This window comes from Enterobacter sp. fkY84-1 (assembly GCF_052974705.1).
In genome coordinates this window covers 3,574,306-3,591,826 of the sequence record NZ_CP169393.1, presented here as the reverse complement: position 1 = coordinate 3,591,826, position 17,521 = coordinate 3,574,306, and the positions used below count along the sequence as shown (strand labels likewise).

General features: G+C 54.2%; 20 protein-coding genes and 1 other annotated feature. Of the genes, 12 read left to right on the top strand and 8 right to left on the bottom strand.

What is annotated here, in order from left to right; translation table 11 throughout:
• The first annotated feature begins 108 nt into the window (after nucleotides 1-108).
• The 6 genes from rpsP (at nucleotide 109) to ACEPLT_RS17075 (ending at nucleotide 4,048) form a co-directional block, all read left to right on the top strand.
• Nucleotides 109-357, top strand: coding sequence for a 30S ribosomal protein S16 (gene rpsP, locus ACEPLT_RS17100; protein ID WP_003863133.1), 249 nt, complete (start codon nucleotides 109-111; stop codon nucleotides 355-357).
• Between the two features lie 15 nt (nucleotides 358-372).
• Complete coding sequence (gene rimM / locus ACEPLT_RS17095; protein WP_021241995.1) at nucleotides 373-912, top strand: ribosome maturation factor RimM; 540 nt, start codon at nucleotides 373-375, stop codon at nucleotides 910-912.
• Between the two features lie 31 nt (nucleotides 913-943).
• Nucleotides 944-1,711 (top strand): tRNA (guanosine(37)-N1)-methyltransferase TrmD, encoded by a 768-nt coding sequence (gene trmD, locus ACEPLT_RS17090; protein ID WP_008502493.1) that lies wholly within the window; start codon nucleotides 944-946, stop codon nucleotides 1,709-1,711.
• A 43-nt stretch (nucleotides 1,712-1,754) separates the two neighbouring features.
• Nucleotides 1,755-2,102 (top strand): 50S ribosomal protein L19, encoded by a 348-nt coding sequence (gene rplS, locus ACEPLT_RS17085; RefSeq protein WP_002914145.1) that lies wholly within the window; start codon nucleotides 1,755-1,757, stop codon nucleotides 2,100-2,102.
• 132 nt (nucleotides 2,103-2,234) lie between these two features.
• Nucleotides 2,235-2,639 carry a DUF2946 domain-containing protein gene (locus tag ACEPLT_RS17080; RefSeq protein ID WP_032675361.1) on the top strand — a complete coding sequence of 135 codons (405 nt, stop codon included), beginning with the start codon at nucleotides 2,235-2,237 and terminating at the stop codon, nucleotides 2,637-2,639.
• Between the two features lie 38 nt (nucleotides 2,640-2,677).
• On the top strand, nucleotides 2,678-4,048 hold the full coding sequence (locus tag ACEPLT_RS17075) for a PepSY-associated TM helix domain-containing protein (RefSeq protein WP_032675360.1): 1,371 nt from the start codon (nucleotides 2,678-2,680) through the stop codon (nucleotides 4,046-4,048).
• 2 nt (nucleotides 4,049-4,050) lie between these two features.
• Here the strand turns inward: ACEPLT_RS17075 and ACEPLT_RS17070 are convergent, their stop codons facing one another.
• The 4 genes from ACEPLT_RS17070 to ACEPLT_RS17055 all read right to left on the bottom strand — a co-directional run bounded on the left by ACEPLT_RS17070 (nucleotide 4,051) and on the right by ACEPLT_RS17055 (nucleotide 6,826).
• Complete coding sequence (locus ACEPLT_RS17070) at nucleotides 4,051-4,536, bottom strand: OmpA family protein (protein WP_008502478.1); 486 nt, start codon at nucleotides 4,534-4,536, stop codon at nucleotides 4,051-4,053.
• Nucleotides 4,537-4,548: 12 nt separating this feature from the next.
• Nucleotides 4,549-5,769: a diguanylate cyclase DgcN gene (dgcN, locus tag ACEPLT_RS17065; protein ID WP_021241998.1), complete on the bottom strand. Its 1,221-nt coding sequence runs from the start codon at nucleotides 5,767-5,769 to the stop codon at nucleotides 4,549-4,551.
• Nucleotides 5,762-6,313: a YfiR family protein gene (locus ACEPLT_RS17060; protein WP_021241999.1), complete on the bottom strand. Its 552-nt coding sequence runs from the start codon at nucleotides 6,311-6,313 to the stop codon at nucleotides 5,762-5,764. The genes dgcN and ACEPLT_RS17060 overlap by 8 nt, the downstream gene beginning before the upstream one ends.
• 138 nt (nucleotides 6,314-6,451) lie before the next feature.
• Entirely contained in the window at nucleotides 6,452-6,826 is a 375-nt protein-coding gene (locus tag ACEPLT_RS17055) for a DUF2799 domain-containing protein (RefSeq protein WP_008502475.1), read from the bottom strand.
• A 214-nt stretch (nucleotides 6,827-7,040) separates the two neighbouring features.
• Here ACEPLT_RS17055 and aroF point away from each other — a divergent pair, with 214 nt between their 5' ends.
• The 3 genes from aroF to ACEPLT_RS17040 are packed head-to-tail and all read left to right on the top strand — an operon-like array spanning nucleotide 7,041 to nucleotide 10,176.
• On the top strand, nucleotides 7,041-8,111 hold the full coding sequence (gene aroF, locus ACEPLT_RS17050) for a 3-deoxy-7-phosphoheptulonate synthase AroF (RefSeq protein ID WP_008502474.1): 1,071 nt from the start codon (nucleotides 7,041-7,043) through the stop codon (nucleotides 8,109-8,111).
• Nucleotides 8,112-8,121: 10 nt separating this feature from the next.
• Nucleotides 8,122-9,243, top strand: a complete 1,122-nt coding sequence (gene tyrA / locus ACEPLT_RS17045) for a bifunctional chorismate mutase/prephenate dehydrogenase (RefSeq protein WP_232927382.1) — start codon at nucleotides 8,122-8,124, stop codon at nucleotides 9,241-9,243.
• 60 nt (nucleotides 9,244-9,303) lie between these two features.
• On the top strand, nucleotides 9,304-10,176 hold the full coding sequence (locus ACEPLT_RS17040) for an SMP-30/gluconolactonase/LRE family protein (protein ID WP_232927381.1): 873 nt from the start codon (nucleotides 9,304-9,306) through the stop codon (nucleotides 10,174-10,176).
• Here ACEPLT_RS17040 and pheA read toward each other — a convergent pair.
• The 4 genes from pheA to bamD all read right to left on the bottom strand — a co-directional run bounded on the left by pheA (nucleotide 10,173) and on the right by bamD (nucleotide 12,946).
• A complete protein-coding gene (gene pheA, locus ACEPLT_RS17035; protein ID WP_232927380.1) occupies nucleotides 10,173-11,333 on the bottom strand; it encodes a bifunctional chorismate mutase/prephenate dehydratase in 1,161 nt (386 codons plus the stop codon). The two genes, ACEPLT_RS17040 and pheA, sit on opposite strands and share 4 nt — an antisense overlap.
• Before the next feature lie 30 nt (nucleotides 11,334-11,363).
• Nucleotides 11,364-11,489: a sequence feature (Phe leader region), on the bottom strand.
• Entirely contained in the window at nucleotides 11,441-11,488 is a 48-nt protein-coding gene (gene pheL, locus ACEPLT_RS17030; protein WP_100249759.1) for a pheA operon leader peptide PheL, read from the bottom strand. It overlaps the preceding feature by 48 nt.
• 110 nt (nucleotides 11,490-11,599) lie before the next feature.
• Nucleotides 11,600-11,941, bottom strand: a complete 342-nt coding sequence (gene raiA / locus ACEPLT_RS17025) for a ribosome-associated translation inhibitor RaiA (protein WP_008502470.1) — start codon at nucleotides 11,939-11,941, stop codon at nucleotides 11,600-11,602.
• 267 nt (nucleotides 11,942-12,208) lie between these two features.
• Nucleotides 12,209-12,946, bottom strand: a complete 738-nt coding sequence (gene bamD / locus ACEPLT_RS17020) for an outer membrane protein assembly factor BamD (protein WP_008502469.1) — start codon at nucleotides 12,944-12,946, stop codon at nucleotides 12,209-12,211.
• 131 nt (nucleotides 12,947-13,077) lie between these two features.
• On the opposite strand from bamD, the gene rluD reads away from it, so the two are divergent.
• The 3 genes from rluD (at nucleotide 13,078) to clpB (ending at nucleotide 17,489) form a co-directional block, all read left to right on the top strand.
• Complete coding sequence (gene rluD, locus ACEPLT_RS17015; RefSeq protein WP_008502468.1) at nucleotides 13,078-14,058, top strand: 23S rRNA pseudouridine(1911/1915/1917) synthase RluD; 981 nt, start codon at nucleotides 13,078-13,080, stop codon at nucleotides 14,056-14,058.
• On the top strand, nucleotides 14,055-14,786 hold the full coding sequence (gene yfiH / locus ACEPLT_RS17010) for a purine nucleoside phosphorylase YfiH (protein WP_126289042.1): 732 nt from the start codon (nucleotides 14,055-14,057) through the stop codon (nucleotides 14,784-14,786). The genes rluD and yfiH overlap by 4 nt, the downstream gene beginning before the upstream one ends.
• Nucleotides 14,787-14,915: 129 nt before the next feature.
• Nucleotides 14,916-17,489: an ATP-dependent chaperone ClpB gene (gene clpB, locus ACEPLT_RS17005; RefSeq protein WP_008502466.1), complete on the top strand. Its 2,574-nt coding sequence runs from the start codon at nucleotides 14,916-14,918 to the stop codon at nucleotides 17,487-17,489.
• Nucleotides 17,490-17,521 lie beyond the last annotated feature (32 nt).

Sequence of the window (17,521 nt, the reverse complement as noted above, 5' to 3'; positions counted from 1 at the left end):
GAGATTGCTTTTTGCCCGAAAATGAGTAAAATTTTCGGGCTTTTAATATGACACCCGGGCTCCGTTCCTCGATGGGGCCCGGTTGTTTTATTCACACAAGAGGATGTTATGGTAACTATTCGTTTAGCACGTCACGGCGCTAAAAAGCGTCCGTTCTACCAGGTTGTTGTGACTGACAGCCGTAATGCACGCAACGGTCGCTTCATCGAGCGCGTTGGTTTCTTCAACCCACTGGCCGCTGGCGCAGAAGAAGAAACTCGTCTGGATCTGGATCGTATCGCTCACTGGGTTGGCCAGGGCGCTACTGTTTCCGATCGCGTTGCTACGCTGATCAAAGCAGCAAACAAAGCAGCTTAATCTGTCACGGTGGTCATGATGAGCAATAAAGCACCTGTTGAACCGATCGTATTGGGAAAAATGGGTTCTTGCTACGGTATCCGTGGTTGGCTCAGAGTGTTTTCCTCCACTGAAGACGCTGATAGCATTTTTAATTACCAGCCCTGGTTTATCCAGAAAGGCGGTAAGTGGGAAGAGGTCGAGCTGGAAAGCTGGCGTCACCACAATCAGGACATCATCATCAAGCTGAAAGGCGTTGACGATCGTGATGCCGCGAATGCGCTGACTAATTGTGAAATTGTCGTGGATTCGTCGCAGTTGCCACAGCTGGAAGAGGGCGACTACTACTGGAAAGACCTTATGGGTTGCCAGGTAGTCACGACTGAAGGCTACAGCCTGGGGAAAGTCATCGATATGATGGAAACCGGGTCAAATGACGTTCTCGTCATTAAGGCAAACCTGAAAGATGCATTTGGCATCAAGGAGCGGTTGGTCCCGTTCCTCGATGGACAGGTTATCAAGAAAGTCGATCTCACTACTCAAACCATTGAAGTAGATTGGGATCCTGGTTTTTAAATTCTCCGGATAAACGGTAAAAGACGGCGCTATGTGGATTGGCATAATTAGCCTGTTTCCTGAAATGTTCCGCGCGATTACCGATTACGGGGTAACTGGCCGGGCAGTAAAGAATGGCCTGCTGAGCATCCAGAGCTGGAGTCCTCGTGACTTTACTCATGACCGGCACCGTACCGTGGACGATCGTCCTTACGGCGGCGGACCGGGGATGCTAATGATGGTGCAACCCTTACGGGACGCCATTCACACAGCAAAAGCCGCGGCAGGTGAAGGCGCAAAGGTGATTTATCTGTCACCTCAGGGACGCAAGCTTGATCAAGCGGGCGTCAGCGAACTGGCGACGAATCAAAAGCTGATTCTGGTCTGTGGTCGCTACGAAGGGATAGATGAGCGCGTAATTCAAACCGAGATTGACGAAGAATGGTCTATCGGCGATTACGTTCTCAGCGGTGGTGAGTTACCCGCAATGACGCTGATTGACTCCGTCGCCCGGTTCATTCCGGGAGTACTGGGCCATGAAGCTTCGGCAACGGAAGATTCCTTTGCCGATGGGTTGCTGGACTGTCCACACTATACCCGTCCTGAAGTGTTAGAAGGGATGGAAGTCCCGGCAGTGTTACTGTCAGGAAACCATGCCGAGATACGTCGCTGGCGTTTGAAGCAGTCGCTGGGCCGAACCTGGCTTAGAAGACCTGAACTTCTGGAAAACCTGGCTCTGACTGAAGAGCAAGCAAAGTTGCTGGCCGAGTTCAAAACTGAACACGCGCAACAGCAGCATGAACATGATGGGAATGCGTAATACGCTCCCGAATATCAGTTTACCCAGGATAAGAGATTAAATTATGAGCAACATTATTAAGCAACTTGAACAAGAGCAGATGAAGCAGGACGTACCTTCCTTCCGTCCAGGTGACACCGTGGAAGTGAAAGTATGGGTTGTTGAAGGTTCCAAAAAACGTCTGCAGGCATTCGAGGGCGTGGTTATCGCTATTCGTAACCGCGGTCTGCACTCTGCATTCACTGTTCGTAAAATTTCCAACGGCGAAGGCGTTGAGCGTGTCTTCCAGACTCACTCTCCGGTAGTTGACAGCATTGCTGTTAAACGTCGTGGTGCTGTACGTAAAGCTAAACTGTACTACCTGCGTGAGCGTACTGGTAAGTCTGCTCGTATTAAAGAGCGTCTGAACTAAGATTCGCTTAAGCGACATCCTGTTAGAAAGGGCTGGCCGAAAGGCTGGCCCTTTTTTTATCCCATCGCACCTCTCGCGTTAACCCTTTTGTCATAAATCATTTACAATGCTTGCCTCTTGTATGGAGGGGAAGTGGATAACGTACTGCATCAGTATAGCTGGAAACGCGCAGCGGCATTGACCGCGCTGTTCGCGATCCTGCTGATCGTGGTAGCACCCCTTATCTCCGTTTCGCTGCAGAAAGATCCCATGAGCGCCATGCCGGGCATGCATCATGAGATGAGCATGATGTCGATGGACGAGCATCACGGCGATATGCCGCACACGATGCCCGTCGACCATGCTGAAGCGTGCGGCTACTGCGTGCTGTTAGCGCATGTCCCTGGCGTGATGCTGGCGCTCATCGTACTGCTCAGCGTGGTGCTGCAGAGGCTTCGCGTTAAGCCGCCGCGTCAGGCGGTCAACCACTGGCACTTTTTCCCCTGGCTTTACCCTGATACCCGCGCGCCGCCGCGACAGTCTGCTTTTTCCCAATAAAAAAATATCGATAACTTTTTGCCTTAAAAAGGAAAAGTATGACTACCTGCACCTCGCGCGCGGCATGGGGAAACCTGCTGCGTCGCCTTCATTTCTACGTTGGGCTGTTTGTCGGCCCGTTTATCTTCTTCGCCGCGCTGACCGGGACGTTGTATGTGGCGACCCCACAGCTGGAAAACGCGCTCTACCGGCACGCGCTCCACACAGATTCCGTGGGCGAGCCACATCCTCTGGCGGAACAAATCGCCGTGGCGGAAAAAACCGTTGGATCAGATTTACGTTTGCACGCCGTTCGTCCGGGGCTGGTTGAGGGCGAAACCACCCGCGTGATGTTCGCTGACCCGAAACTTGGGCCATCGGAGAACCGGGCTATCTTTATCGATCCGGTAAGCCTGACGGTGCTGGGAGATCTGACGGTATACGGCACCAGCGGGATTTTACCCCTGCGTCAGACCATTGATTACCTGCATACTTCCCTGATGCTGGGCGACATTGGGCGCCTTTACAGCGAGCTTGCGGCCTCGTGGATGTGGGTCGCCGCGCTGGGCGGTATTGCCCTGTGGTGTTATACCCGGCCCAAACGGCGGATCAACAATCGCTTCCAGAACCGGCGTCGGGTACACGTGACGCTGGGCTGGAGCCTGCTGGGTGGAATGCTGCTGTTCTCCGCAACCGGCCTGACCTGGTCCCAGTGGGCTGGCGGAAACGTGGATAAGCTGCGTGCAGAGATGAACTGGCTCACCCCGCAGGTGAACACGACGCTATCCGGCCAACATGAGGTCATGGATGAACATGCCGAACACCGCGGTCATCACGGTGGAATGGTGATGCCGGAAATGGCGATGGATTTGACGCAGTTTGACGGCGTGTTAAGCGCGGCGCGTAACGCGGGTATTGATGCCGGCAAGCTGGAGATCCGCCCGGCGAAAACGATGGATCGCGCCTGGACCGTGACGGAAATCGATCGCAGCTGGCCGACCCAGGTGGACGCCGTGGCGGTTGATCCTCATACGATGCAGGTTCTGGACAGAACCCGATTCAAGGATTTCCCGCTAATGGCAAAACTGACCCGCTGGGGCGTGGATTTCCATATGGGGATCTTATTCGGCCTCGCAAATCAGCTGCTGCTGGTTGCGTTCGGCCTCGCCCTTTGCGTGCTCATTATCTGGGGATACCGGATGTGGTGGATGCGTCGTCCGGCGCAATCGGCTGTGAGTCCGGTACAGACGCTTTGCCAGAGCTGGCTTGCCTTGTCAGTGTGGGGAAGAGGCGTTACGGTGTTAATCAGCGTACTGTTGGGACTGGCATTGCCGGTCATGGGCGTGAGTCTGGCGCTGTTTGTTCTGGTGGACTGGCTGCGCTGGCGAGCGGCAACCAGGGTGACGCTCGCCGAATCCTCCGCTAAATAGCCTTATGGCGTGCTGATTACCACTGCGACGCGGCGGTTTTCAGCGCGCCCTTGTGAGGTACTGTTGCTCGCAACCGGGTATTTTTGACCTAATCCCCGCGTGGTGAGATTGCTGCGCGGGATGTTTGCCCCCTTCGCCCAGGCATCGGCCACGGCGTTGGCGCGTTTTAACGAGAGCGCTTCGTTGTAGCTCTCTTCCCCGTAGTTATCCGTGTGACCGTCCATTCGCGCGTGGGTCAGGCCGGTTTCCGCCAGACGAGAGGCCATGGACTGGATCTGCGTTTCACTCTCCGATCGCAGCCTGGCGTCATTTTTATCAAACAGGATGGTGTCCGACATCCCAAGCGACCAGTCACCGTTCAGTTCGTTAAAACCGTAAGACTTCATCGCCGCAATTTGCTCAGGAGTGAATTTGCCTTCCGGCGGCGACTGGCAGCCTGCCAGAACCAGTGAGGCCAGTACTAAGGGCGCGAAGTAACGTTTTAACATAGTGTATCCTTTCTAACTTATTGTTTTCGTACGCTGGTTTTTAACCTGGTACATGTTGCGGTCAGCCCTCTCCAGTAATGCTTCCACGGAAGTATTTTCCCACGCCAGAGCAAAGCCAATGCTGAGTGACATCGATGCTTTTTGTCCGTTATGAAGATCAAACGGACGAATAAACTGCTGCGAAAGCGCAGCACAAATATGTTGAACCTCAAGCTCAGAGTGCACGCCGTACAGCACCATGGCAAATTCGTCACCGCCAAGACGGTAGGACTGATGACGTTTGTCGCCAAACTCCATCATCCTGCTGGCGACTTCGATCAGCACGCAGTCTCCTGCCGCGTGTCCCCAGGTGTCGTTAATAAACTTAAAATTATCACCGTCGAGGAAGAGCAGGGCCGAGTTTGTTCTGGCTGAAGGGTCATTCATTAATGCCGCAATGCTGTTACGAAACGCCGCGCGGTTGGCAAGACCGGTAAGCGGGTCGTGCATGGCGGTCCGCAACAGCTGGGCATTTTTCGCCTGAAGCTTCAGCTGCCACTCTTCCATTTCATCCAGAAGACTATTGAAGTCTTCGCCAAACTGGTGAAATTCTTCGATACGGCCGTCTTTCACCCGGCGGGAGAAATTTCGGTTCGTGCGCACGTCATGAACGACGTCGGTAATGTTCTGCAGGGCCGTGACCATTCCACGATGCAAAGACTGGGTAATGACGAGCGCGACCACGGCGGCAAAGAGAATGCAGCCGGTCAGTACGGCAAACGACGTCCAGATGAAATGGCTGATCAGACTGTCACGCGCGGTAAGGCGGATTTCGCCGATCGTTAAGCCGTTATGCATGATGGGCTGCGCAACCGGTACGGGGAAAAGCCAGCGGCTGACCAGCGCGCCCAGCGTGTCGTTGTTATCTTCCGGGTTCCAGGACCAGTAGGCGAACCGCTTTTTATGCGCGTTAATCACCTCGGCCGCGGCAAACTGCCCCTGTTTGCCCAGGGCGGCAAGCGTTTCGTTGGCCGCCAGCGAGTCGTTGAAAACCAGCGAGGCTTCCAGGCTGTGGCTCATCGTGGCGCCGGTTAATTCGAGATTCTTTTGCGCGTATTGTTTTAACGTCACAACGGAAGCAAAACAGAGCAACAGCCATATTAACGTCATCGTGATAATGACGCTTATCATGCTGTTTCGCCTTAACGTTCTTTTAAACGTCGGCCGTGGCGTTGAAGTGAAATCTTTATCCATGCTGCTTATTCCGTGCCAGCATTAATACATCCGGATTGACTCTTACGCCACTGCGCGTCAATGCATCCAGGTTGACGGAGAACCGGACCTGGCCACGATCGATCATCAGGCAAAAGGCACTGCCAATTACACATTCCGGATTTTGCTCTGAGATTAATAGCAATGCTCTGCCCTGATATTGGCTTATTAATTCAAGTTGTTTTGCCGGTGATTCAGACCCGAAATAAATCGCATCGCACGTCGCGGCCAGGGCTTCCCGATCGTTATGTACAATAGCGGGAGTATAGGGTAACTCGTTGTGCCCTTCGTCGCCGCTAAGCGCGTGCGTATAGTGAGAAGTGGCATAGATGCAGAGTTTAGGCTGCCCGGATAGTGACGGCCATCGCGTATAGCTCACAATGCCTGAGACTATCGAGCGTACCGATTTATCCGTTTCCGTGAGCGTGCCTGCCGTCGCTGGGCCCACCATAATGAACAGCATTAACACCAGAGTGAGTCGGAAAAAAGAGATCAAGAATAAATTTCTCACCAGAATCCGCCACATCGCTCTGGAAATAGATGTCCTTAAGAGTTGCGGGCAGAATACCATTGTTTATCAGAGCCGTCATTATGTCAGAAATAGCCTCAGGTCAACCTAAGCTAAATCCTACTGTTGTTTATTTTCCGGTGATTAAAAACAGACTTAATTGAGTCTGCTGGAGCGCATACTTTCATCCATCCCTTTTTGCCATGACGCACGCAGTTTTGCCGCGTTTTCAGCAGTATCGCAACTGGCAGGGAAAGATTTGCCCGCTAATCCCCAGGCGTGAATAAACCCTTCTTCGCAGACTCTCTTCTGACCATCGGCATAGCCGCGAAGATATTCACTACGATCAACGTGGGTGTCGTTAAAACTATCGGCCAGGGTCTGGTTATCTTTAACCGGCAGGCCATTCATGGCGTCTTCTTTACCGGCATCAAACCAGGATGGACTGGTCCAGTCGGGCTGGAAGGTATAAGGATTGATCTGGCAGCCCGTTAAAAACAGCGACAACAGCGTGAGAGCAATTGAACGCATAGCCATTCTCCTTTTTACTTCAGCATAGCCTGGCTTAAGAAAGTATGTCTGTAATTTAAACTTTACGTTTTTGACGGCTGATTTTTGCAATAAATTGGCTACTGTAAAGTAATATGTACGTATTTTGGATTGAAATGTTTACTTTTTATGGTATCGTGGTTTCACCTCATTGAGGAAAACAACTATCGCAAACGAGCTTTACAGGATCGCCATCATGCAAAAAGACGCGCTGAACAACGTACATATCACTGACGAACAGGTTTTAATTACTCCGGATCAGCTGAAAGCAGAATTTCCGCTGAGCGTCGCGCAGGAGGCTCAGATTGAGCACTCGCGCCAGACCATTTCTGACATCATCGCCGGCCGCGATCCGCGCCTGCTGGTGGTGTGTGGTCCTTGCTCTATTCACGATCCTGAAACCGCCATTGAGTACGCTCGTCGATTTAAAGCATTAGCGGAGGAGGTCAGCGATAGCCTCTACCTGGTGATGCGCGTCTATTTTGAGAAGCCACGTACTACCGTTGGCTGGAAAGGGTTGATTAACGATCCGCACATGGATGGCTCGTTTGATGTGGAAGCAGGCCTGAAGATTGCGCGTCGCCTGCTGGTGGAGCTGGTCAGCATGGGGCTGCCGCTGGCAACCGAAGCGCTGGATCCGAACAGCCCGCAATACCTTGGCGATCTGTTCAGCTGGTCCGCGATTGGCGCGCGTACCACGGAATCGCAAACCCACCGCGAGATGGCGTCTGGCCTGTCGATGCCGGTTGGTTTTAAAAACGGTACCGATGGCAGCCTGGCGACGGCGATCAACGCCATGCGCGCGGCTGCCATGCCGCACCGTTTCGTCGGTATCAACCAGGCGGGCCAGGTCTGCCTCCTGCAAACGCAGGGCAACCCGGACGGGCACGTGATCCTGCGCGGCGGGAAAGCCCCGAACTACAGCCCGGCGGACGTGGCGCAGTGTGAAAAAGAGATGGAGCAGGCGGGACTGCGCCCGGCACTGATGGTAGATTGCAGTCATGGTAATTCGAATAAAGATTACCGTCGTCAGCCTGCGGTTGCGGAATCCGTGGTCGCCCAGATCAAAGATGGCAACCGTTCGATTATCGGTCTGATGATTGAGAGCAATATTCATGAAGGCAATCAATCATCTGAACAACCGCGCAGTGCCATGAAGCACGGCGTCTCCGTGACGGATGCCTGCATCAGCTGGGAAACCACCGATGCACTGCTGCGTGAGATCCATAAAGATTTAAGCGGCCAGCTGGCGACGCGTCTGGCTTAAGAGGGTAGTTATGGTTGCTGAATTGACCGCACTGCGCGATCAAATTGATGAAGTGGATAAGGCGCTGCTGGATCTGCTGGCGCGCCGCATGGCCCTGGTTGCCGAAGTCGGTGAGGTGAAAAGCAAATACGGCCTGCCGATCTACGTCCCGGAGCGCGAGGCCTCCATGCTGGCCTCCCGTCGCAAAGAGGCGCAGGCGCTGGGCGTTTCGCCGGACTTGATTGAGGATGTTCTGCGTCGCGTGATGCGGGAGTCCTATTCCAGTGAAAACGACAAGGGCTTCAAAACCCTCTGTCCGACCCTGCGTCCGGTGGTGATTGTCGGCGGTGCCGGACAGATGGGGCGCCTGTTTGAAAAAATGCTGACCCTTTCTGGCTATCAGGTGCGCATTCTGGAAAAAGAGGACTGGGCCCAGGCGCCGGAACTCATGAAAGATGCCGGAATGGTTATCGTCAGCGTGCCGATCCACGTGACGGAGCAGATCGTCGGGAAGCTGCCTCCTTTACCGAAAGATTGCATCCTGGTGGATCTGGCCTCCGTCAAAAATGGTCCGCTGCAGGCTATGCTGGCGGCGCATACGGGGCCGGTGCTGGGTCTGCACCCAATGTTTGGTCCGGACAGCTGCAGCCTGGCTAAGCAGGTGGTGGTTTACTGCGACGGTCGTCAGCCGGAAGCCTATCAGTGGTTCCTGGAACAGATTCAGGTATGGGGCGCACGGCTGCACCGCATCAGCGCGGTTGAGCACGACCAGAACATGGCGTTCATTCAGGCGCTGCGCCACTTTGCGACGTTTGCCTACGGCCTGCATCTGGCGGAAGAGAACGTGCAGCTTGAACAGCTGCTGGCGCTCTCTTCACCTATCTATCGTCTGGAGCTGGCGATGGTCGGGCGTCTGTTCGCGCAGGATCCGCAACTGTACGCGGATATTATTATGTCCTCGGAAAATAACCTGGCGCTGATCAAGCGCTACTATCAGCGCTTTGGTGAAGCCATTACGCTGCTGGAGCACGGAGACAAACAGGCGTTTATCGACAGCTTCCGCAAGGTCGAGCACTGGTTTGGCGATTACGCGCAGCGTTTCCAGAATGAGAGCCGGACGTTGTTGCGCCAGGCAAATGACAGTCGCCAGTAATGCGATGATGTATATACTGAAAGCCAGCATTGCTGGCTTTTTTCATTTTGGGGAACTGTCATGGCCGAACCGCAGCTGCTGTTGAATTACACCGGGCATTTGCCTGAATGCCCGACGTGGAGCGCCGACGAGCACGCGCTCTACTGGGCCGATATTCTGGAAGGAGAGATCCACCGCTACCATCTGCCGACGGCGGAACACACCGTGCTTTCTTTCCACGAGGAGGTAGGCTGTTTCGCGCTGCGCGAGCGCGGCGGGTTTATCGTCGCCATGCGCAATGGCATCTGGCTTGCCGATAAGCATGGCCTTCTGCAGCGCAAGGTGTGCGACAACCCCTCTAACCCGCAGCTGGCGCGTTTTAACGATGGGGGTACCGACCATCAGGGCCGGTTCTATGCGGGCACGTTCTGGGGGCCGGGAGATTACAACGGCGCCTTGCTGATGCGCATCGACAACGATCTGACGCCGAAGGTGATCCAGTGCGATATTCACGGGCACAACGGCTTAGCGTTTAGCCCGGATAAGCAGTGGATGTTTACCTCAGACACGCCAAACGGTGTGATTTACCGTACCCCGCTTGATGAGCAGGGCGAACCGGGTAAGCGAGAGGTGTTTCGTCAGTTTAAAGAGGGCGAGGGGATACCGGACGGCGCGGCGATGGATATGGAAGGTTGCTACTGGAGCGCGCTGTTTGACGGCTGGCGCATCGCGCGTTTTTCACCGCAAGGGGAGCAGCTGGAAGAGTATCGCATGCCGGTACGTTGCCCGACGATGGTCTGCTTTGGCGGCGATGACATGAAAACGCTGTTTATTACCACCACGCGGGAAAATATGGATGCGGAGGAGGTGGCGAAATATCCGCTCTCCGGGGCCATCTTCACCCTGCCGGTGAGCGTGGCAGGGATGAAGAAAAGCCGTTTTATCGAACGTTAGATTGGATCGACCGGGACGACGTTTTCGCTCGGGTAACAGCCCAGCACCTTCATGGAACGCGTGATCTCGCCCAGCTCGCGCAGGGCTTTCTGCATGGAAGCAGACTCCAGGTTGGCCTGGATATCGAGGTAGAACATCTCTTCCCACGGGTTACCGTGGATTGGGCGCGATTCCAGCCGGGTCATGATCAGGTTGTGATTACGCAGTACCAGCAGAGCTTCAACCAGCGCACCGGCCTGTTGGCCGGTGGCCATCAGCAGCGTGGTCTTGGCCGGTACCTGGTCAGACACATTGATTGCCTTGCGGGCCAGCACCACGAAGCGGGTAATATTTTGCGTCTGGTTCGCCAGGTTGCGTTCCAGCACCTGTAAACCATACAGCGCGCCGCCCGCTTCGCTGCCGAGCGCCGCGACGGTGGGGGAGTTCGCCTGGGCCACTTTTTCCATCGCCGCCGAGGTGCTTTCGGTGTACTCAATTTTCCAGTTCGGATAACGGTTCAGGAACTGGCTGCACTGCTGGAACGGCTGCGGGTGGCTGTAGACCGTTTCGATCGTGTTCAGGTCCGTTGAACCGGAGACCAGCACGCAGTGATCGATAGGGATCGTCAGCTCGCCGACCAGCGAAAGGCTGGTGTGCTGCAGCAAATCGTAGACGTCGTTGATGGCGCCGGAGCTGGTGTTTTCAATCGGCACCACGGCGTAATCCGCCTGGCCGGTCTCGACCTGGTTAAAAATGTCGGCAAACTTCGCGCAGCCGCTTTCAATAAATTCTTCGAAATGGCGAGCGGCATACTGACGCGCGGCCAGGTGAGAATAGGAGCCCTTTGGCCCGAGGAAAGCGATACGCGCAGAGAGCGGATTGGTTTTATTGAGGTGCTGCTGGAGTAGCGCTTGCTGGGTCAGAACGGAGTCTTCGATGATGAGCTGGAACAGCCGGGTGATGTAGTGGGCATCGAGATGATGCGCTTTGCCGAGCTGAATGAGACGTTCCAGCAGATCCCGCTCGCGGTCGATATCACGGACCGGACGATGGGAGTCCAGCTTGGCTTTACCCACTTCAACGGCAAGGGCGCGGCGTTCGGCCAGCAGCGCCAGCAGTTTCTCATCCAGCGCGCTGATTTTTACGCGCAGATCCAGTAACGGGTTTTCCGGTGTCATAGTGTTGCCTGTCTCATCTTATCGTTATCAATAAAAAAGGCCCCCCGGTGTGGGAGGCCTTGTTGTTCGTCTTCGCATTCTTTATCACACGACGAAACGCCTCCCGTTCAGGGGAAGGTAAAAAAGAATGCGAAGAAGAACGGCGTAAGTTTCATAAAGTCATCCTGTGAGTGATACCGTTAAAGTACCCGTACTGTTTTCACCCTGTCAATAAAAAACAAAAAACGCGCCCGAAGGCGCGTTGGCGGTACACTCAATTTAAAGGATTACTCTTCTTCAACTTCTTCCGCGAAGCTGGCGTCTTTCACCGACGTTGTGGCGCGACGGGCTTCACCTTTGTGTTGCACTTTATTGAGCTGCCGTTCCAGCTTGTTGATCAAATCGTTAATTGCGGTGTACATATCCTCATGTTTTGCGCTGGCGACCAGATGGCCGTTTGGAGTATTGATAGTTGCGTCAGCGATGAAACCCTGCGGCTCCTTGGACAGGATGATATGTGGATTAATCAAATGTGTTTGCCATTTATCCAGTTTGGCGAGACGGTCTGCGACGTGCTGGCGAATTGCCGGAGTAATTTCCATTTGTTTACTGGTAATGTTCATTGTCATAAATTTTACCTCTTGTCTTTCCGTCTTGGTGATTCCAGCATACCCGACCTAATGTCAAAATGTGTGATTTAGATCACGTTATTTTGTCGGTTTTTGTCAGGGAATCTTTTTTGTGAGGCAGGGCAGGAAGAGGTGAGATTTACCTTGTAGAAGGCAAAAATTGAGGCCATAGTTGACTGGATGTGTTGAGGCTAACGCGCTTCAGCGACGCTCAGAAACGAATAAAAAAACGGCAGCCTTCGGCTGCCGTTTTGCATTGAGGCAAAATCAGGTGTTGCTGCTGTTCGCGGCGATGATTTTCGCCACTTTTTCAGCCTGAGCGGTCATCTGCATCTGACGGTAAGCATTTTCCATCAGCTTCAGGCCGTCGCGCGTTGCCTGAGTATCCGGGTAATCTCGCAGCATACCTTCTACGCGGTTAACCACGGCAACCCATGCGCCACGGCGGGTATAGTAGTCCGCCACGGAGTATTCATATTTCGCCAGACGATCTTTCAGGAACACCAGACGTTTGGTGGCGTCGGTCACGTACTGGCTGTTCGGATAGCCGCGCACCAGTTTAGAGAAGTCATTGAAGGCGTCACGCGCATGCTGCGGGTCACGGTCGGAACGATCCACACCGAAGAAGCCCTGCAGCGCACTGTCATCCAGCGCCATGTTGGTGAGGCCGCGCATGTACATCACGTAGTCGATGTTAGGATGAGTCGGGTTCAGACGCATGAAACGATCGATGGTTGCCTGAGCCAGCGGCAGATCGGCATTTTTATAGTATGCGTAGATGAGATCTAACTGTACCTGCTGCGAATACGGACCAAATGGATAGCGATTATCCAACGCTTCCAGTTGCGTTATCGCCTGTTTCCAGTTACCGTCCTGCAACTTTTGTTGTGCAGTCGCATAGATTTCATTCGGCGGATTGTCAGGGACCTGTTCATTTGAACCGGAGCAGCCCACCAAAGCCAGGCTCAACGTGGCCGCTGCCACCAGATATTTCATGCGCGTCATGACGTTTTGACTTTCCTCAAATGTTTGTCCGGGAGAAACTCTGTTCCTGCTCCCGATTAAGACCAGCTACAATAGCACACTATATTAAACGGCAAAGCCGTAAAACCCAACGTTAAACGAAGAAGCAGTTTATGGCACAACGAGTAGAACTCACCGCAACAGTCTCCGAAAATCAGCTCGGTCAACGCTTAGATCAGGCTTTGGCCGAATTGTTCCCTGATTATTCGCGTTCACGCATAAAAGAATGGATCCTTGACCAGCGCGTGATGGTAAACGGCAAGATCTGGGACAAACCAAAAGAGAAAGTGTTAGGTGGGGAAGCTGTCGCCATCAATGCTGAAATCGAAGAGGAAATTCGCTTCGAGCCGCAGGATATCCCACTGGACATCGTCTATGAAGATGATGACATTCTGGTGATCAACAAGCCGCGCGACCTGGTTGTTCATCCGGGCGCGGGAAACCCTGACGGTACGGTACTTAACGCACTTCTCCATTACTATCCGCCGATCGCGGATGTCCCGCGCGCGGGCATCGTGCACCGTCTGGATAAAGACACTACCGGTCTGATGGTGGTGGCGAAGACCGTTCCTGCTCAGACCCGTCTGGTGGAGTCGCTGCAGCTGCGCGAAATCACCCGTGAATATGAAGCGGTAGCCATTGGACATATGACTTCTGGCGGGACGGTGGAAGAGCCCATTAGCCGTCACCCGACCAAGCGTACCCATATGTCGGTGCATCCGATGGGTAAACCGGCGGTGACGCATTACCGCATTATGGAGCACTTCCGTATTCATACGCGCCTGCGTCTGCGTCTGGAGACCGGACGTACTCACCAGATCCGCGTGCATATGGCCCACATTACCCATCCGCTGGTGGGGGATCAGGTCTACGGTGGTCGTCCGCGTCCGCCTAAAGGCGCGTCGGATGAGTTCATCAGCGTATTGCGTAAATTCGATCGTCAGGCGCTGCACGCGACCATGCTGCGTCTTTATCACCCTATCACCGGTATTCAGATGGAGTGGCATGCGCCTATCCCGCAGGATATGGTGGACCTTATTGACGCCATGCGTGCTGATTTCGAAGAACATAAGGATCAAGTGGACTGGTTATGACCAAACTGATTGTCCCGGAGTGGCCATTGCCTGCCGGCGTGGCTGCCTGCAGTTCAACCCGCACTGGCGGTGTGAGCCAGGGCGCGTGGGCGTCGTTGAACCTCGGCGCACACTGTGGCGATAACCTGGAACACGTGGAAGAGAACCGCAGGCGTCTGTTTGCTGCGGGGAACCTGCCTTCAAATCCGGTCTGGCTGGAACAGGTTCATGGCAAGGCGGTGCTGAAGTTGACGGGAGAACCCTATGCTTCTAAACGTGCTGATGCCTCTTACAGCAATACTCCGGGAACCGTTTGTGCCGTAATGACCGCCGATTGTCTGCCAGTGCTGTTCTGCAACCGTGCAGGCACCGAGGTGGCTGCAGCTCACGCGGGCTGGCGTGGACTGTGTGAAGGCGTGCTGGAAGAAACCGTCGCCTGCTTTAAGGATGAACCCGCCAATATTATGGCCTGGCTTGGCCCGGCCATTGGTCCTCGCGCTTTTGAAGTGGGGCCGGAGGTTCGCGAAGCCTTTATGGATAAAGATCCGCAAGCGGTGGACGCTTTCCTGCCTTCTGGAGATAAATATCTGGCCGATATTTACCAGCTTGCTCGTCAGCGCCTGAACAGCGTCGGCATAACGCAGATCTTCGGCGGCGATCGCTGCACATTCACCGAAAAGGGTGATTTTTTCTCTTATCGCCGCGACAAGACGACGGGGCGTATGGCAAGTTTCATTTGGCTGATATAACCTAAAGAATCAAGACGATCCGGCACGTGCCGTTTTCTTTTCACATAATTCAGGTCATTAACCTTGAATAATTGAGGGATGACCTCATTTAATCTCCAGTAGCAAATTTGACCTGTTATGGGAGGAGTTATGCGTCTGGATCGTCTTACTAATAAATTCCAGCTTGCTCTCGCCGATGCCCAGTCCCTCGCACTGGGGCACGACAACCAATTTATCGAACCTCTTCATTTAATGAGCGCCTTGTTGAATCAGGAAGGGGGATCGGTACGTCCTTTATTAACGTCCGCTGGCATTAATGCTGGCCAGTTACGCACCGCTATCGATCAGGCGCTGAGCCGTTTACCGCAGGTCGAAGGGACCGGCGGCGACGTTCAGCCGTCGCAGGATCTGGTGCGCGTCCTGAACCTTTGCGACAAGCTGGCGCAAAAACGTGGGGACAATTTTATTTCGTCAGAGCTGTTTGTTCTGGCGGCGCTTGAATCACGCGGTACCTTGACCGACCTGCTGAAATCCGCCGGTGCGACCACCGCCAATGTGACTCAGGCGATTGAGAACATGCGCGGAGGTGAAAGCGTGAACGATCAGGGAGCCGAAGACCAACGTCAGGCTTTGAAGAAATTTACGGTCGATCTGACCGAGCGTGCTGAACAGGGCAAACTTGACCCGGTGATCGGCCGTGATGAAGAAATCCGCCGTACCATTCAGGTACTGCAGCGTCGTACCAAGAACAACCCGGTACTGATAGGTGAACCGGGTGTCGGTAAAACCGCGATTGTTGAAGGGCTTGCGCAGCGTATTGTGAACGGTGAAGTGCCGGAAGGGCTGAAAGGCCGCCGCGTACTGGCGCTGGACATGGGCGCGCTGGTGGCCGGTGCGAAATACCGCGGTGAGTTTGAAGAGCGTCTGAAAGGCGTGCTGAACGATCTGGCGAAACAGGAAGGTAACGTCATCCTGTTTATCGACGAGCTGCACACCATGGTCGGTGCCGGTAAGGCAGACGGCGCAATGGATGCCGGGAACATGCTGAAACCTGCACTGGCGCGCGGTGAACTTCACTGCGTCGGTGCCACCACGCTGGATGAGTACCGACAGTACATTGAGAAAGATGCTGCGCTGGAACGTCGCTTCCAGAAAGTGTTTGTTGCCGAGCCAAGCGTTGAAGATACCATCGCGATCCTGCGTGGTCTGAAAGAGCGCTATGAACTGCACCACCATGTGCAGATCACTGACCCGGCCATCGTTGCGGCGGCGACGCTTTCGCATCGTTATATTGCTGACCGTCAGCTGCCGGATAAAGCGATCGACCTGATTGATGAAGCGGCGTCGAGCATTCGTATGCAGATTGACTCGAAGCCGGAAGAGCTGGATCGACTCGACCGACGCATCATTCAGCTCAAGCTGGAACAGCAGGCGCTGAAGAAAGAGTCTGATGAAGCCAGTAAGAAACGCCTCGATATGCTCAATGAAGAGCTGGACGATAAAGAGCGCCAGTATTCTGAGCTTGAAGAAGAGTGGAAAGCCGAGAAAGCCTCCCTTTCCGGTACGCAGACCATTAAAGCTGAACTCGAACAGGCAAAAATTGCCATTGAGCAGGCTCGACGCGTGGGCGACCTGGCGCGGATGTCAGAGCTGCAGTATGGCAAAATCCCTGAGCTGGAAAAACAGCTTGAGATTGCGACGCAGTCAGAAGGAAAAACGATGCGTCTGTTACGTAATAAAGTGACGGATGCCGAGATTGCGGAAGTGCTTGCCCGCTGGACCGGTATTCCGGTGGCGCGCATGCTGGAAGGCGAGCGTGAAAAACTGCTGCGCATGGAGAACGATCTCCACAATCGTGTGATTGGCCAGAACGAAGCGGTTGAAGCGGTTTCGAATGCTATTCGTCGTAGTCGTGCAGGGCTGTCCGATCCGAACCGCCCGATTGGTTCGTTCCTGTTCCTGGGGCCGACCGGTGTCGGTAAAACCGAGCTGTGCAAAGCGCTGGCTAACTTTATGTTCGACAGCGACGATGCGATGGTGCGTATCGACATGTCCGAGTTTATGGAGAAACACTCCGTCTCGCGTCTGGTCGGGGCGCCCCCTGGATATGTGGGTTATGAAGAAGGTGGGTACCTGACAGAAGCGGTGCGTCGTCGTCCTTATTCCGTCATCCTGCTGGATGAGGTGGAAAAAGCGCATCCGGATGTGTTCAACATTCTGCTTCAGGTGCTGGATGATGGGCGTCTGACCGACGGGCAGGGGAGAACGGTCGACTTCCGTAATACGGTTGTCATTATGACGTCGAACCTGGGTTCCGATTTGATTCAGGAACGTTTCGGTGAACTGGACTACAGCCACATGAAGGATCTGGTGCTGGGTGTGGTAAGCCATAACTTCCGTCCGGAGTTCATCAACCGTATTGATGAAGTGGTGGTATTCCATCCTCTGGGTGAGAAACACATCGCGTCGATTGCGCAGATTCAGCTGCAGCGTCTGTACAAACGTCTGGAAGAGCGTGGATACGAAATTCACATCTCCGACGATGCGCTGAAACTGCTGAGTAAGAATGGTTACGATCCGGTGTACGGTGCGCGTCCATTGAAACGTGCTATCCAGCAGCAGATCGAAAACCCGCTGGCGCAGCAGATCCTCTCCGGGGAACTGGTTCCTGGTAAAATTATCCGTCTGGAAGCCAACGACGATCGCATTGTGGCAGTGCAGTAAGTCACAAAACGCAAAAACGAGCCGCTTGCGGC